Genomic DNA, 15,431 nt, shown 5'->3' on the forward strand with positions numbered 1-15,431 from the left:
TTTCACACTCCCGCACCTCGCCCCGTAGGTTCGACCGCAGCGAAAGTGCTTACCTGATACGGAGGGTGTTGTGCGAATCTCGGCCGACGAACTACTGGCGCAGGTGCTCGATCCGGGGAGCTTCGTCTCCTGGGACGTAGCGCCGCTCGACGTCCACCCCGGCCCGGCGTATGCCGCAGACCTCGCCAAAGCTCGGGAGAAGAGCGGTGCCGACGAGTCGGTCACAACCGGCGTCGGCACCGTTCGGGGGCGTCGGGTCGCGGTCATCGCCTGCGATTTCAGCTTTCTCGCGGGGTCGATCGGCGTCGCCGCAGCCGAACGAATCACGTCGGCGGTCGAACGTGCCACAGCAGAACGACTTCCACTCCTGGCCTCCCCCACGTCGGGCGGGACGAGAATGCAAGAGGGCACTGTTGCGTTCGTACAGATGGTCAAGATCGCTGCGGCCGTTGCGCTTCACAAGGGGGCGCATCTGCCGTATCTCGTCTACTTGCGCAACCCCACGACTGGTGGCGTGTTCGCATCCTGGGGATCGCTGGGCCACATCACCATTGCCGAACCCGGCGCACTGGTGGGCTTTCTCGGGCCACGCGTCTACGAGTCTCTGTACGGCGAGAAATTCCCCGAGGGCATTCAGACGTCGGAAAACCTGTACCGCAACGGCGTCATCGACGGTGTGGTGCCCGTCGAACGTCTACGCCTGCTGGTCAATCGAGCACTGTGCGTCCTCAGTGATCCCCCCGCGCCGTCAGCACCCGAAACCACAGATGTTCCCGAAATCCCCGATGTTCCGGCCTGGCAGTCGGTGATGCTCTCACGTCGTGCAGACCGTCCGGGCATCCGGCAACTCCTGCGTCACGCTGCCACCGAACAGGTTCCGCTCAGTGGCACCGGCCAAGGTGAGACCGACAAGACGATCCTGCTCTCACTCGCGCGGTTCCGGGGTTACCCCTGCATCCTGCTCGGGCAGGATCGCAGTGGGCAATCAACGCAGAACACCATGGGGCCTGCGGCCCTGCGCGAGGCCAGGCGCGGCATGAAATTGGCGGAAGAACTACAACTGCCCTTAGTTCTCGTGATCGACACACTCGGGGCATCACTGTCCAAGGAAGCCGAAGAGCGCGGACTGGCCCCCGAAATCGCCCGCTGCATAGCGGATCTCGTAATGCTCCGAACGCCGACGGTATCGGTACTTCTCGGCCAGGGCACCGGCGGCGGCGCCCTGGCACTTCTGCCGGCCGATCGGGTGCTGGCCGCGCAGAACGGATGGCTCGCACCGCTACCGCCGGAAGGTGCCAGCGCGATCGTGCACCGCGACATCACTCACGCGCCACAGATGGCGGCGGCCCAGGGAATTCGATCGTCGGATCTTCTGCGCGACGGCATCGTCGATGCCGTCATTCCCGAACTACCCGACGCGGCAGATGAGCCCGTCGACTTCTCCAAACGCGTCGGTGCGGCAATCTCGCACGAACTCGCTCTGCTCGCAGATGAACCCACCGCCGCGCGAACCTCTGCTCGGATCGCTCGCTATCGAAATTTGGGAGTACCGCGATGAAACCGAAGTCGACCGATCCGAGCGCGCTCACACACAGTTACGACCGTGCCGCGCTCGCGCGCTTCGAAGTGTTTCTCTTCGCATCGATCGCCACGGTACTCATTACGCGGGCCTACCTCGCCGCCACCGGATATCCCCAAATCGGTGGCGGTGCACTGCATATCGCGCACGTCCTGTGGGGTGGACTGCTGATGGCGGTTGCGATCGTCATGACAGTCATCGCCGAGGGAAGTCGAATCCGCAACGGAGTGGCACTGATCGGTGGCATCGGATTCGGGTTGTTCATCGACGAGATCGGCAAGTTCGTCACGTCAGACGTCAACTACTTCTATCAGCCCGCCATCGCCATCATGTACGTCGTCTTCGTTCTGTTCTACCTGGTGGCACGTGAAGTGGTGATCCGGCGCGGCATGAACGACCGGCATCGACTGGCTATCGGCGCCCGTGCACTGTCGGATCTTGCTCTCGGACAACTGGACACAGTGCAGTACAACCACGCGCTGCGTGTTCTGGACGGAGTGCGCGACCCGGCGCTTGCCGACCTGGCCGGTTCGATCAGGGCAGGTCTGCACTCACACACCCCCACCGGCGACAGCATCGAATCGCGGATCACGCAGTGGCGCAACTCGGTCTCCGCCCGCCTCGACCTCTTCATCGGTCATCGCATCGTCCGTCGAGTCGTGTTGGCAATCTTTGTCCTGGACGCACTCAGCGCGGTAGTCAGCGTCGTCGTCGCGTTCGCGACCGACGAAGAAATCATCGCGCAGGACATCTCCGATCTTGTTGTACTGCTGTCGAGTATCACAACGGGAATCCTGGTCATTCTCGGTGTGTGGTTCCTGTTCCGCGGACGCTACCTGCGCGCGTTGCGACTGCTACGGGCTTCCATCGTCGTCAACCTTCTCGTGACACAGGTGTTCCTGTTCGCCCAGGATCAGTTCGGCGCCCTCACCGGATTTGTTCTCTCGCTGTTCCTGCTCGCGGTACTCCGCGTCACGATCCGGCGCGAGGAGGCAGACCTCCAGCCCGCGCCCGACCCCGCGCTCGAAATCCGCCACTGACCGACGGATCGTGCCCGTCCAGCGCAACAGAACTCTCCGCAGCCATCCTCATGTCCAATCTGTCACCCAACTGGCCTAAGGTGTTTCCCGTCATAGCTGTGCGAAGTTGAGGAAAGGACCCGCGTCGATGAGCGAGAGCCCGCAGGCGTCCCACACCACCTATGCCGACGCGTACCGCGAGAGCATGGACCAGCCGGAAAAGTTCTGGCTCGACGCGGCGAAGGCAGTCGACTGGGATGTGGCCCCGACGTCTGCGCTCGACGATTCCGCGGCGCCCGTCTACCGCTGGTTTCCCGGCGCGTCGCTGAACACCAGCTTCAATGCTCTCGATCGCCACGTGCGCGATGGCCGCGGCGATCAGACCGCCCTGATTTTCGACTCCGCGATGGTCCCTACCAAGGCCACGTACACGTATTCGGAACTGCTCGAGCAGGTGTCATTGTTCGCCGGTGTGCTGCGCGACCAAGGTGTTGTGGCCGGTGATCGCGTCATCATCTACATGCCGATGATCCCCGAAGCCGCAATTGCGATGCTGGCGTGTGCCCGTATCGGTGCTGTGCATTCGGTGGTGTTCGGCGGATTTGCCGCGAAGGAACTCGCAACCCGTATCGACGACGCCGGCCCGGTTGTCCTGGTGACCGCGTCGGGTGGCCTCGAGCCGGGCCGCACCATCGAGTACCTGCCGATGGTCGAGAAGGCTCTGCAGCTTTCCGCGACTCCCGCTCATACCGTCATCGTGAAGAATCGTGATCAGATTCCGGGTTCGGCGGCCGATTACAAGTCCAGTGGCTCGGCATGGTTCGACTGGGACGAGTTGATCTCCGACACGACACCTGCTGATCCGGTTTCCGTCGCTGCCACCGATCCGCTCTACATCCTCTACACCTCGGGTACCACGGGTAAGCCCAAGGGCGTTGTGCGTGACAACGGCGGACACGCTGTTGCCTTGACCTGGACGATGAAAAATCTCTACGACATCTCCCCTGGCCAGGTGTGGTGGACGGCATCCGATGTCGGCTGGGTGGTCGGCCACTCGTACATCGTCTACGGCCCTCTGCTCGCGGGAGCCACGACGGTCATGTACGAGGGCAAACCCGTCGGGACGCCAGATGCCGGCGCATTCTGGCGCATCATTTCCGAGTACAAGGTCTCGGCACTGTTCACCGCGCCGACAGCAATTCGCGCCGTCCGCAAAGCCGATCCCGACGCGAAAGAGATTGCCAAGTACGACATCTCGTCACTGGAGACTCTGTTTGCCGCCGGTGAGCGCCTCGACCCGGACACGTACGAATGGGCGACCCGCGTTCTCGACCGTCCGGTCATCGATCACTGGTGGCAGACCGAAACCGGATGGGCGATCTGCGCGAACCTTCGCGGCCTCGAACCCATGCCGATCAAGGCCGGTTCTCCCACCGTTGCCTGCCCCGGCTATCGCGTCGAAATCGTCGACGGCGAAGGCAAACTCGTCGAACCCGGCACCGAGGGCAACATCGTGATCGGTCTGCCCCTGCCTCCCGGCACCCTTGCCGGACTGTGGCGCGACGACGACCGCTACGTCAGGTCATACCTCTCCACCTTCGACGGTTACTACCTCACCGGCGATTCGGGTTACATCGACGAGGACAACTACGTCTTCGTCCTCGGCCGCAGTGACGACGTGATCAACGTCGCGGGCCATCGTCTGTCGACCGGCAGCATGGAAGCTGTTGTCGCCGGCCATCCCGCAGTCGCGGAGTGCGCCGTAATCGGCATCCACGACGAACTCAAGGGACAGCGCCCCAGCGGCTACGTCGTGCTCAAGTCCGGCGTCGACATCGATCCGGAGACCCTACGTAAGGAACTGGTCGCACGGGTCCGCGATCAGATCGGTGCCGTCGCCACGTTCCGCGATGTGACGGTGGTCGGAGCCCTGCCGAAGACTCGTTCCGGCAAGATTCTGCGCAAGACCATGCGCCAGATCGCCGACAACGAGGAATACACGGTGCCGTCCACCATCGAAGACATGACCGTCCTCGAAGATCTGACGAAACTCCTTCGCGGATAACAAATTTCCCGGTTCCCCTGCCCCGCACCTCCAGAACCCGCAAGATGAACGTGTTCTAGGTTTCAGGTAGTCACTCGGGCAGGGGAATCAACATGGGCAGTTTGGACGGACAGGTCGCATTCATCACCGGGGCGGCCCGAGGCCAGGGCCGCGCACACGCTGTGCGGCTCGCGTCCGAGGGCGCGGACATCATCGCAGTGGATCTGTGTTCGCCGGTCGCAACAGCCGGATACGACATGGCTACCGAAGCGGATCTGGCTCACACCGTCACATTGGTGGAAGCACAGGGCCGACGTATCTCCGCTTCCGTCGCCGATACCCGGGATCACGACGCGCTCAAAGCCGCGGTTGATGCCGGCGTCGAGAAGTTCGGCCGACTCGACATCGTCATCGCCAATGCCGGAATCGCCGCGTCGGCGAAGTTGTCCTGGGATCTGAGTCCGGAAGAATTCCGCGAACTGATGGACATCAACGTCACCGGCGTCTGGCTGACCACCAAGGTCGCTATCCCCCACATCATGAACGGGAACCGAGGCGGATCGATTGTGCTGATCAGTTCGATGGCCGGCCTGCGCGGCGTGCCGGGCATCGCCCACTACTCGGCGTCCAAGCATGCTGTCCGAGGATTGGCGAAGTCGTTGGCCAACGAACTCGGCTGGGCCGATATCCGAGTCAATTCCGTACACCCGGGCAACGTGCGCACCACGATGATCGACAACGAACCCATGGTTCGAGCTTTCCGGCCGGATCTCGAAAACCCGGTTCTGGAGGACACCGCGCCCATCATGTCGAAACTGAATCTCCTGCCGCATCCGTGGGTCGATCCCGAGGTGATCGCGGATGCGATGTTCTATCTTGTAGGGCCGGCCGGCCGCGGAATCACGGGCATCGCGCTGCCCATCGACCTCGGCACCTCGGAGAAGTTCGCCGGCGGATAGGCGGCTGGAGCACCACACAAAATTGCCCCTGCCGGATGGGTCTCGAGCACCATCCGGCAGGGGCAATTCTCGGCTTGATCAAGCCTTCGTAGCAACAGAACAAGTAGTCGGCAACCTCATAGGCGCTCCTCGTCTGAAGTAGGAAAATCATGTGTGGGATGCGCAACAAACCCAAGACCAGAATAGAACCGTTCTCGGAAAAGTGCGCGCCGAACGGCGGTATTTTTTCAGATTCAGACAAACGCGGCAAGTCTCTCACCACCTATTATCGAACCGGATCGGATCTTTTCACCCGTCCCAGCCCACGGTCGTCGACGCCACCGGGGCTCGATTCCTTACAGCAGGTGGATCACCAGCAAGATCACTGCGATGACCGGGAACAGCATCTGAACGACCGCGGCGCGCGCTTTGTCCGGTGACGAGAGAATCAGAACAAGACCGGCCGCAACCATCGACCCGGTTCCCGCGAGAACGAGTGCGATTCCCACCGACGCCGAACCCGTCGCGGCGACGACGATGCCGATCACCGAGACAATCGCCAGGAAGAGGTTGTAGAAGCCCTGGTTGAACGCCAGCGACTTTGTCGTCAACGCCTCCTCCTCCGACTTCACGCCGAACGTCGCGCGAGTCTTCGGCGCCGTCCAGAGGATCGATTCGAGGACAAATATGTACACGTGTACAAGTGCGGCGAGGGCCGCGAAGATGTAGCCGGCAACGTTCATCAGTGGACTCCTGAGTTTCGGCAGATTCTGTATCGTTCGGTCCAATATATACTGGACCGAACGATACAGAAAGGGGTGGCTTTTGATGGCCCGGTCACAGGAGTTCGATACCACCAGCGCGATTGCCGCAGCGCTGGATGTGTTCTGGGCTCGCGGGTATGAAGGAACGTCGCTCACCGACCTCGAAACGGTAACCGGCTTGAGTCGATCGAGCCTCTACAACTCGTTCACCAACAAGCGCGGCGTATTCGACGCGGCGGTGCAGATGTACCTCGACCACGTCATCCGACCGCGCCTGCGCGGCCTGACCGACAATCCGACGCCGCATTCTGTCGACAACCACCTCGCTTCACTCGCGAACGCGATCGCCACCATGACCGCTGACTCACCCCGGCGTGGGTGCTTGCTACTCAACGCCACGGCCGGACTCGGCGCACACGACGACGCGGTCGCGGCCGTGATTCGTGGTTACCGGCAAGAACTCTCCGACGCGATCGAGCGCGGTCTGCAAGCACAATTGCCAACTGCAACATCGGAAACGATCGAGGATCGAACCCGAGTCCTTCTGTCCTGCACGGTAAGTGCACTCGTACTCGCGCGAGTCGATACGACGCAGGCGATCGCGACGCTCGAATCGGCGCGCCGGTTGAACGCGGAGTGGCAGCGGTAGCAGTTTTCGAAAGGGGTGCGGGTAGTTCATGATGCTCACATGCCCGAATTGGCTATACCTGCCATCGCCACCGGCGGCGAACTCCTGGGCCGAATCGCCTTGAAAGGTCTCGATTTACGGGACGGCAGTGCCGACCTCACAACCCACAATCCTGCCGAGTCGCAACCAAAGCCGGATTCAGCGAAGAAGGTGTTCGGCGCGGTTCCGCAAAGCACTCCGACGGGTGGCACGACATGCACCTGCACGCCCGCCTCCACAGCGATCAGGCGGTGGTCACTCGATAGCGACCCGACCCCCGAGGGCAAGTGTCTGATCCACCAATTCCGCAACGCGCTGCGGCGAGACCGGCTCGAGGTCGAACAGAATCCGGTAGATAATCGGTGCCACCACATGGTCGACTACCGAATCACCATCTACGCCAGTAGCTTCCGGCCAACGCGCGAGTATCACGTCGATCTGCGTCCGACAGAAGAAGGCGCACTTGAACTTCTTCGTGCCGTCCGGTGCGCGCGTCTGCTGATCGTCGCTCATCAGCACATCTCGCAGCGACGCGCGACCAACGGGCGCAGACATCTCCTCGAGATACTCCTGCGCCCAGACCGTCAGATCTCCTCGGAGTGACCCCGTTTCGCGCGGGTCGGCATCCGGGCGCAGCCGTTCGATCGAGACGTCCGCAAAGACTTCGTTGATGTCGCCCCACCGTCGATAGATGGTCGACGGAGTCACGCCGGCGTCGGTCGCGATCATAGGAACCGTGATCTCGGCTCGATCGCGCTGTTCCAACAACTTGCGCGCCGACGCGTGCACGGCCTGTTGGATGCGCGCACTGCGGCCACCGGGGCGCGGACCTGCGGACGGACTCATAATTTCCATCCTAACGCAAAGATGTTGCATTAGGACATAGCCAGGCGTAGCGTCCCAAACGCAAAGTATTTGCGTTTAAAGTCTTCACCAGCCACACGGGAAGCGCTACGACCATGACAACGACCGTTTCACCACTTGCCGAGAGCACCTCACGCCCGCGTCTGGGACGAGGAGCAGCTTTCACACTTATCGCCGTCGTCATCGCCACGTTCCTGGGCGCATCCGCGACGCCGACGCCGCTGTACGAGCACTACCAACAGATGTGGGGGTTCTCCTCACTCGCGTCGACGCTCGTCTTCGGTATCTACGCCCTCGCACTGCTCGCCACCCTTCTGACCGCCGGGTCTCTGTCCGATCACATCGGCCGACGTCCGGTTCTGCTCGGAGCGCTCGCTCTCGAGGCGGTCTCGCTGGCGTTGTTCGCCTCGGCCGACGGCTTGGCGATTCTGCTGATCGCCCGCGTCGTACAGGGTGTTGCCACCGGCGCCGCAATCAGCGCTTTGGGTTCTGCGCTGATCGACCTCGAACGGTCTCCTGGTCGCGGTTCGATCATCAACAGTGTCGCTCCGACGGTGGGCCTTGCAGTCGGCGCAGTGGGTTCGAGTCTCATCAGTGAGCACCTCCCCCGGCCCACCAGCACTGTCTACCTGGTGCTCCTCGTGCTCGTCGCTCTCGAAATCCTCGGAGTATGGACCGCTCCGGAAACCTCCGGCGGACGGCCAGGAGCCTGGCAGTCGCTGCGCCCCACCCTTGCCGTTCCTCGTCAAGCCCGCACGATGATCGCGCTGACCGCGCCGTGCCTGATCGCGGTCTGGGCGCTGGGCGGTTTCTACCTCTCACTCGGGCCGGCGTTGGCGCGCAACGCACTCGACGTTCACAGCTCCCTCATCGGCGCCATCATGGTTGCAACACTGACGGGATTCGGAGCTGCCGCCGTGCTCACCTTCCGCAAACTCGGTGGCCGGACGGTGATGCTGATCGGAACCACCGCATTGGTGCTCGGCGTGGCCGTCACCCTCGTCGGCGCTGAAACATCTTCTGCGGTAGTGATTCTGGCAGGCACTGCCGTTGCGGGCATCGGCTTCGGCGCGGGATTCCAGGGAACCATCCTCACCGTCATGCCGCTCGCCGAAAACCACGAACGCGCGGGTCTACTGTCCACCGTGTACGTCATCGCCTACCTGGCCAACAGCCTTCCGGCACTGCTGGCGGGATACCTGGTCGGCAAGGTCGGCTTGGTGGATACGACGCGTGGCTACGGGGCACTTGTCATGCTTCTTGCAGCTGCCGCGCTGGTCGGACTGCTGATGACTGGGGAGCGCAAAGTCTCGATTCCGTCCGTCCCGGAGTAAGCGCGGTCATGATCGCAAATCGTCCGGTCTCATCCACCCTTGATCTCGCCGTACCGTCGCAGGGCTTCCTCGCGTTCGTGAGCGTGGTCGACTATCGGATCCGGATAGTCCACCGGGCGCATGGCTTTCAACGAGTGGACTGCCTTGCCGGGAACGTCTCGGAGTTCAGGCACCCACCGGCGGACATAGGCACCGTCGGGGTCGAATTTCTCACCCTGGGTGATCGGGTTGAACACCCGGAAAAACGGTGACGCGTCGGTGCCCGACCCCGCGGTCCATTGCCAGCCGTGCTGATTGGACGCCAGATCGCCGTCGACGAGCTGCTCCATGAAGAACCGTGCGCCGCGCCACCACGGAATATGCAAGTCCTTCACCAGAAATGACGCCACGATCATGCGCACCCGATTGTGCATCCAATGCTCGGCCGCAAGCTGGCGCATCCCGGCATCCACGATCGGGAAGCCGGTTTTCCCTTCACACCAGGCCCGGAATGCCACATCGGCAGAAGCTCCACTGTCTTGACGCAACCGGTCGAATTTGGCGTCGTAGTTGCCTCGGGCACTGTCCGGTCGTTGAAACAGAATGTCTGCGTAGAAGTCTCGCCACGCAAGCTGACGACGGTAGGCCTGGGCGCCGTCGCCACTGCGCCGGGACAGATCCGCCAGTAGCGTTCGCGGGTGAATGGTGCCGTACTTGAGCGGGATCGACATTCGGCTTGTCGTGTCGAGATCCGGCCGATTACGCTCGTCGTCGTATCCGTCAAGATTGTTCTCGCAGTATTCTTTCCACTGCGCACGAGCGCCCGCTTCGCCGACAGGATAGAGAACGTCGCTACTCGGGGACGGTATGTCGACGCGTCGCGGACCGCCGTCCTTGTCGCTTGGATCGAACCAGCCAACGGTCTGCGCATCGGTTGCTGCCGGGCCACGCCAACCGTGCTGCATCCACTGACGGAAGTACGGCGTAAAGACCTTGTACGGGTCACCGTCGGATTTGGTCACCCGTCCCGGCGCAACCGCATACGGGGAACCGGTCGCGATCAACGTCACGTGCTCGGCCACTGCCGCATCCCGCGTCCGCCCGTACGGTCCGTAGTCAGCGCTGATGTGAACTTCCTCGGCGCCAACAGATCTCGCAACTCGGGGAACTACGTCGACCGGGTCACCGCGCACCACCATCAACCGGCCACCTAGCTGCCGGTCGAGTTCCGACAGATTGGCGAACAGCAGGTCCTGCCGAGGCGATCCCGCCGGCCCGAGCAATTTCTCGTCGAGAACGAAGAGGCCGAGTGCCTGCCCGCCGGCGTCGGCCGCCGCGCTCAGGACGGGAAGGTCGCCCACCCGCAGATCGCGCCTGAACCAGACCACAGAGTTGTTCACCACGCCGAGCCTACCGATGAGAGACGACGTCGCACCGCAACCGACTAGACGAGCGCAGCGTCAGGCTCCGATGCGGGCAATGGAGCCTTCTTCATCCCGGCAACCAGACACAGCGCAACTCCGACGCCAATCCAGCACGCCAACACCAGGACCGACGTTCCTGCGCCGTGTCCGTCGAAGAACGCCAGTGAACGAACGGCCGCTCCCGCAGACCCCGGCGGCAGCAACTGCCCGAACGAACCCCAGCCGGCGGGAAGCCACGCGCTCGTCGTTGCCATACCCGAGAGCGGATTCGCGACAAACATCATCGTGAGCGCACCCAGTGCAAAGCCCTTGATACCGAACAGCGACTCGAGTCCCAGCAGCGGAAGGGAAATCGCGGAGATGCCCATGGCCAGGGCAAGCGACGTGAGGAGGTAGTTTCCGTCAAGGCTGTGTGTGCCGAACTGCAGGATCGCCGCCAGCCCGAAGCCCGCGACAACCGCAACGCCGACCGCACCCACTACCCGTTTGCCGATACTTCTCGGAAATAGTTGCACCAGAACTACAGCGGGCATCATTCCACCGAAAACCAGCGGAAGCGCCAATGCGGTGAGTCCGGCCCCGGTCGGGTCGTCGGCCGTCAACGGCACCACGTCTTCAACCGCTACCTTCGTTCCCGACGCCTCGGACAGCGCACCGGCTACACCGGTCAGCGTTTGCGCGATGGGAGCGCCACCGGCGGTTGCAATCAAGACGTGTGGTCCGGCTGCATCCACGATGATGCCGCCGACGACGTCCCGGTGGCGGATAGCGTCGCGCACTGCGTCGGCGTCGGCAAACTCCTCGGTGACAAACGCTCCCGGCTTGTTCGCCTCGAGAGAGGACGTGATCTGCGTGGTCGCCGCAGCAGGTCCGGAAATTCCCAGTTTCAACTCGTGCGCGCCGCTGTTGACCGACGGCAGCACAAACGCCAACAGCATCACCCCGATCACCGCGGAGAGACCGATCACCACGGCAACAAGTTTCACGCGGTCGTTCGCGCCGACTTCGGTATTCATGACCCACCCTCCAAAGTGGAAGTTTTTCCTCCACTATTTATGGAAGATATTCCTCCAGTTATGATGGGATGTCAATACCGGAGGTAGATGTGAGAGCCGATGCGCTTGCCCGCAGAAATGCGATAGTCGACGCCGCGCGAGTGGTGTTCACCGAGCGTGGACACGATGCGCCGCTCGACGCGGTTGCCGAACTCGCGAATGTGGGGATAGCCACCCTCTATCGGAATTTTCCGACGCGCGAGGACTTGGTCACCGCCGTCGCCCTCGCAACACTCGTCGATGTCAGAAGAACTGCCGAACTCGCACTCGCGGCGATGTCCACCGATCCGGAAAGAGCGTGGCAGGGGCTGGTAGACAGACTTGTCGAGCTTCGACTGGGCGCACTGATCCCGTCTTTGGTGGAGCGCAGCTACACCGAACTTGCGCCGGAGGTACTGGCCGCCCGCGAGCTGACCAAGACACAGATGACCGCAGCTATCGAGGCAGCTCGAGCGGCCGGGCTGGTCCGCACCGATCTGCACCCACTCGAGTTCGTCATGGCCCTGGCCAAGCTCACGCGCCCGCAGATCGAATTGTCCGACGACGCTTTGCCGAACCTGGTTCCGCGCCTGGTCGCGGTCTTCGTCGCGGGTCTACGACCGGACGGCACCGATTTGCCGGTCTGATCCCCACATCCGACATCCCCGCGGGCACAATAGGACGGTGACCGACACACCCCTCATCCTCGTGGTCGACGACGACGCCGACGTCCGCTCTTCCCTCGAACGCGGATTGAGGCTCACGGGATTCACCGTCCTGACTGCGGTCGACGGCGCCGACGCCCTTCGGGTGATCGCGAACAAGCATCCTGACGCGGTCGTTCTCGACATCAACATGCCAGTACTCGACGGCACCGGAGTCGTGACGGCGCTACGCGCTGCCGGCAACGAAATCCCGATCTGCGTGCTGAGTGCCCGAAATTCTGTCGACGACAGGATTGCCGGACTTGAATCCGGGGCTGACGACTACATGGTCAAACCCTTTGTCCTCGCCGAACTGGTCGCTCGGATCCGGGCGATGCTGAGGCGGAGCAATGCCCCGGCCAGTGATCGCGCCGAAGGCGCCAATACCTTGCGCATCGGCAATCTCGACATCGACCTGTCCGGACGCCGCGTTCACGTCGACGGCAGTGAGGTCCCGTTGACGAAACGTGAATTCGAGTTGCTCGAGGTTCTCGCTCACAACGCGGGAATCGTTCTCACCCGCGAACGCCTCCTCGAGCTTGTGTGGGGATACGATTTCGTCGCAGACACCAATGTCGTGGACGTGTTCATCGGATACCTTCGCCGCAAGTTCGAGTCGGGCGGTTCGCCCCGACTGCTGCATACCGTTCGTGGAGTCGGGTTCGTCCTGCGGGAAAATCCGTGAAACGTCGGCAATACTCACTCCGAATCCGAGTAGCTGCCGCTGCCGCGTTAGGTGCCACGTTCATCGTCATCGCACTCGGCGCAGTCGTGGCGTTGGCCATCGCACGAAACAATCTCGCCCAGTTGGACCGTCGTCTCGAGACCGCATCGACGGTATTGGTGGCCAACGCCGCGACAGCAGGCCCGTTTCTCGGCGCGTTCGGGGACGCCGGCGCGTTCTCGGTGACGATCCGCAACGCGGCCAACGGCGCCGTCATGTCGAGCACTCCCACTCGGCTTCCGGAACTGCCGCCCGGTTCGGAAACCGTCGAAGTGGACGGGACCATGTACCGCGCCTACACGTCGGAAGCCGAAGGCATCAACGCTCTTGTCTCACTGGCAGTTCCGTATGCAGAGGCCCGCGATATCACCGTCGAACAGCAACGCCAGGTTGCCTTCTTCGGACTCGGTGCCGTGGCTGCTGCCGCCGCTCTCGGGTGGGTGTTCGGCGGTCCCGCGGTGCGTCCACTGGTGGAATTGACCCGCCGGATCGCCCGACGCGACCCGGACCTTGCGACGCGGGTTTCCGGCATCCGAGAGGCGGACGAGCTTGCGGCAGCGGCAGAGTCGATGCTCAAGGACGTCGCCAGTGCACAAGCTGCCACGACGTCGGCGTTGGCAACGGCTCGCGATTTTGCCTCCGCCGCGGCACACGAGCTGCGCACTCCTCTCACCGCCATGCGCACGGATATCGAAGTGCTGTCCACAGTTGAACTGAATCAATCTCAGCGGCAGGAGATCCTGGTCGATCTCGCCCGCGCTCAGGGACGGGTCGAATCGACCTTGCGGGACCTAGAGCGGCTCGCGAAAGGTGAATTGACCACGTCCGAGGACTTCAAGGACACCGACCTCATCGAAGTGTGCGATATCGCCGCCGATGAAGCGATGCGCCTCTATCCGAATCTGCGAGTGAGCGTCGACGCCACCGATTCACCGGTGCCGTATCGCATACACGCACTGCCAGGCGGCATCCGTCTGATCCTCGACAACGCCATCACCAACGCCGTGCGGCACGGCCGGGCTACCGAAGTGCGTATCACTCTGGGTTACCGGCCGGACGCACCCACCGAGTTCACCATTACCGTGGACGACAACGGTTCCGGCATCCCGATAGACGAGCGTGAGGCAGTATTCGGGCGATTCACGCGCGGGTCCACGGCAAGTCAGACCGGTTCCGGGCTGGGGCTTGCCCTGGTAGCGCAGCAAGCCGCCATCCACGGTGGCAGCACCTCGTTCCACGACAGTCCGCTGGGCGGAGCGCGATTGCTGATCGAACTCGACAATCTGTCAACGCACAACTGAATCGAAGGCAGGAACAATGTCCGAACCGTATGCCGCGCACCCCGATCGCTACACCACCATGCCCTACCGTCGTACCGGCAGAAGCGGCTTGAAGCTGCCCGCGATCTCGCTGGGTCTGTGGCACAACTTCGGTGACGACGTCCCCGTCGAGCGTCAACGAGCCGTGCTACGACGCGCATTCGACCTCGGGATCACCCACTTCGATCTGGCCAACAACTACGGGCCACCGTACGGCAGTGCCGAAACCAACTTCGGACGGATCTTGCGGGAGGACTTTTCATCCCACCGCGACGAGTTGGTCATCTCGTCCAAGGCCGGGTGGGACATGTGGCCCGGCCCTTACGGTTTCGGCGGTTCACGCAAGTACCTGCTGGCTTCGCTCGACCAGTCGCTCGGCCGCCTGGGAGTTGACTACGTCGATATCTTCTACAGCCACCGCCCCGACGCGGAGACCCCGATCGAGGAAACTGCCGGAGCGCTCATCAGCGCAGTCCAGCAAGGCAAAGCGTTGTATGCGGGGATCAGCTCGTACTCCCCCGAACGCACCAGCGCTATCGCCGCGGTGCTCGAGGCAGCCGGTGTCCCGCTGCTGATTCACCAGCCGAGTTACTCGATGCTCAACCGATGGATCGAACAGGACCTTCTCAGTACCGTCGACGAGCTCGGCGTCGGTGTCATCGCGTTCTCGCCGTTGGCACAGGGAATGCTCACCGACCGATATCTCAGCGGCGTCCCCGAGGATTCTCGTGCGGCACAAGGTAAATCACTCGACCCGTCGTGGCTCACCGACGATGCCCTGACGCACATCCGCGCCCTCGACGCCATCGCCCGTGGCCGAGGTCAGTCATTGGCGCAACTCGCGCTGAGCTGGGCACTGCGCGACTCACGTGTCACCTCGGTGCTGATCGGGGCGTCCAGCGTCGCACAGCTCGAGGCCAACGTCGGGGCACTCGACAACCTCGAGTTCAGCCCCGACGAACTGGCCTCCATCGATCAACACGCACGTGACAGCGGCATCAATCTGTGGGCCGAGGCCAGTTCGATCTGAGCGGACGG

General features: G+C 62.8%; 14 protein-coding genes. 10 read left to right on the forward strand and 4 right to left on the reverse strand.

Annotated elements, in window-relative coordinates:
- Positions 1-70 precede the first annotated feature (70 nt).
- The 4 genes from ACFRFQ_RS24865 to ACFRFQ_RS24880 all read left to right on the forward strand — a co-directional run bounded on the left by ACFRFQ_RS24865 (position 71) and on the right by ACFRFQ_RS24880 (position 5,601).
- The gene (locus ACFRFQ_RS24865) at positions 71-1,558 is read left to right on the forward strand and encodes a carboxyl transferase domain-containing protein (protein WP_378663641.1); all 1,488 of its coding nucleotides are present in this window, start codon (positions 71-73) and stop codon (positions 1,556-1,558) included.
- Positions 1,555-2,619 (forward strand): hypothetical protein, encoded by a 1,065-nt coding sequence (locus tag ACFRFQ_RS24870; RefSeq protein WP_378663643.1) that lies wholly within the window; start codon positions 1,555-1,557, stop codon positions 2,617-2,619. Before ACFRFQ_RS24865 ends, ACFRFQ_RS24870 begins: the two co-directional genes overlap by 4 nt.
- Before the next feature lie 127 nt (positions 2,620-2,746).
- Positions 2,747-4,663, forward strand: a complete 1,917-nt coding sequence (locus tag ACFRFQ_RS24875; protein ID WP_378663646.1) for a propionyl-CoA synthetase — start codon at positions 2,747-2,749, stop codon at positions 4,661-4,663.
- A 92-nt stretch (positions 4,664-4,755) separates the two neighbouring features.
- On the forward strand, positions 4,756-5,601 hold the full coding sequence (locus ACFRFQ_RS24880) for a mycofactocin-coupled SDR family oxidoreductase (protein ID WP_378663649.1): 846 nt from the start codon (positions 4,756-4,758) through the stop codon (positions 5,599-5,601).
- A 335-nt stretch (positions 5,602-5,936) separates the two neighbouring features.
- Here the strand turns inward: ACFRFQ_RS24880 and ACFRFQ_RS24885 are convergent, their stop codons facing one another.
- A complete protein-coding gene (locus tag ACFRFQ_RS24885) occupies positions 5,937-6,323 on the reverse strand; it encodes a DUF1304 domain-containing protein (protein WP_378663652.1) in 387 nt (128 codons plus the stop codon).
- Between the two features lie 85 nt (positions 6,324-6,408).
- Here ACFRFQ_RS24885 and ACFRFQ_RS24890 point away from each other — a divergent pair, with 85 nt between their 5' ends.
- On the forward strand, positions 6,409-6,993 hold the full coding sequence (locus ACFRFQ_RS24890) for a TetR/AcrR family transcriptional regulator (RefSeq protein WP_378663655.1): 585 nt from the start codon (positions 6,409-6,411) through the stop codon (positions 6,991-6,993).
- Positions 6,994-7,266: 273 nt separating this feature from the next.
- Here ACFRFQ_RS24890 and ACFRFQ_RS24895 read toward each other — a convergent pair whose 3' ends face one another.
- Positions 7,267-7,857: a TetR/AcrR family transcriptional regulator gene (locus ACFRFQ_RS24895; protein ID WP_378663658.1), complete on the reverse strand. Its 591-nt coding sequence runs from the start codon at positions 7,855-7,857 to the stop codon at positions 7,267-7,269.
- A 113-nt stretch (positions 7,858-7,970) separates the two neighbouring features.
- Here ACFRFQ_RS24895 and ACFRFQ_RS24900 point away from each other — a divergent pair, with 113 nt between their 5' ends.
- Entirely contained in the window at positions 7,971-9,209 is a 1,239-nt protein-coding gene (locus ACFRFQ_RS24900; RefSeq protein ID WP_378663661.1) for an MFS transporter, read from the forward strand.
- A 29-nt stretch (positions 9,210-9,238) separates the two neighbouring features.
- Here the strand turns inward: ACFRFQ_RS24900 and ACFRFQ_RS24905 are convergent, their stop codons facing one another.
- Both ACFRFQ_RS24905 and ACFRFQ_RS24910 read right to left on the reverse strand, forming a co-directional pair.
- On the reverse strand, positions 9,239-10,588 hold the full coding sequence (locus ACFRFQ_RS24905) for a cryptochrome/photolyase family protein (RefSeq protein WP_378663664.1): 1,350 nt from the start codon (positions 10,586-10,588) through the stop codon (positions 9,239-9,241).
- Between the two features lie 44 nt (positions 10,589-10,632).
- Entirely contained in the window at positions 10,633-11,628 is a 996-nt protein-coding gene (locus tag ACFRFQ_RS24910) for an ABC transporter permease (protein WP_378663667.1), read from the reverse strand.
- 89 nt (positions 11,629-11,717) lie between these two features.
- On the opposite strand from ACFRFQ_RS24910, the gene ACFRFQ_RS24915 reads away from it, so the two are divergent.
- Genes ACFRFQ_RS24915 through mgrA form a run of 4 tightly spaced genes read left to right on the forward strand, consistent with a single transcriptional unit; the run spans position 11,718 to position 15,423 of the window.
- Entirely contained in the window at positions 11,718-12,293 is a 576-nt protein-coding gene (locus ACFRFQ_RS24915) for a TetR/AcrR family transcriptional regulator (RefSeq protein WP_378663670.1), read from the forward strand.
- 37 nt (positions 12,294-12,330) lie between these two features.
- Complete coding sequence (locus ACFRFQ_RS24920) at positions 12,331-13,035, forward strand: response regulator transcription factor (protein WP_378663673.1); 705 nt, start codon at positions 12,331-12,333, stop codon at positions 13,033-13,035.
- A complete protein-coding gene (locus tag ACFRFQ_RS24925) occupies positions 13,032-14,375 on the forward strand; it encodes a sensor histidine kinase (RefSeq protein ID WP_378663675.1) in 1,344 nt (447 codons plus the stop codon). The genes ACFRFQ_RS24920 and ACFRFQ_RS24925 overlap by 4 nt, the downstream gene beginning before the upstream one ends.
- Positions 14,376-14,391: 16 nt before the next feature.
- Positions 14,392-15,423: an L-glyceraldehyde 3-phosphate reductase gene (mgrA, locus tag ACFRFQ_RS24930; protein ID WP_378663678.1), complete on the forward strand. Its 1,032-nt coding sequence runs from the start codon at positions 14,392-14,394 to the stop codon at positions 15,421-15,423.
- Positions 15,424-15,431: the final 8 nt, after the last annotated feature.

The organism is Rhodococcus sp. NPDC056743, from assembly GCF_042790355.1.
In the GTDB taxonomy this organism is placed as follows: Bacteria; Actinomycetota; Actinomycetes; order Mycobacteriales; family Mycobacteriaceae; genus Rhodococcus_F.

Bases quoted from the DNA above. Each gene is read 5' to 3' on its own strand.
- ACFRFQ_RS24870 (WP_378663643.1), top strand. From the start codon at position 1,555: ATGAAACCGAAGTCGACCGATCCGAGCGCGCTCACACACAGTTACGAC.
- ACFRFQ_RS24875 (WP_378663646.1), top strand. From the start codon at position 2,747: ATGAGCGAGAGCCCGCAGGCGTCCCACACCACCTATGCCGACGCGTAC.
- ACFRFQ_RS24880 (WP_378663649.1), top strand. From the start codon at position 4,756: ATGGGCAGTTTGGACGGACAGGTCGCATTCATCACCGGGGCGGCCCGA.
- ACFRFQ_RS24885 (WP_378663652.1), bottom strand. From the start codon at position 6,323: ATGAACGTTGCCGGCTACATCTTCGCGGCCCTCGCCGCACTTGTACAC.
- ACFRFQ_RS24890 (WP_378663655.1), top strand. From the start codon at position 6,409: ATGGCCCGGTCACAGGAGTTCGATACCACCAGCGCGATTGCCGCAGCG.
- ACFRFQ_RS24895 (WP_378663658.1), bottom strand. From the start codon at position 7,857: ATGAGTCCGTCCGCAGGTCCGCGCCCCGGTGGCCGCAGTGCGCGCATC.
- ACFRFQ_RS24900 (WP_378663661.1), top strand. From the start codon at position 7,971: ATGACAACGACCGTTTCACCACTTGCCGAGAGCACCTCACGCCCGCGT.
- ACFRFQ_RS24910 (WP_378663667.1), bottom strand. From the start codon at position 11,628: ATGAATACCGAAGTCGGCGCGAACGACCGCGTGAAACTTGTTGCCGTG.
- mgrA (WP_378663678.1), top strand. From the start codon at position 14,392: ATGTCCGAACCGTATGCCGCGCACCCCGATCGCTACACCACCATGCCC.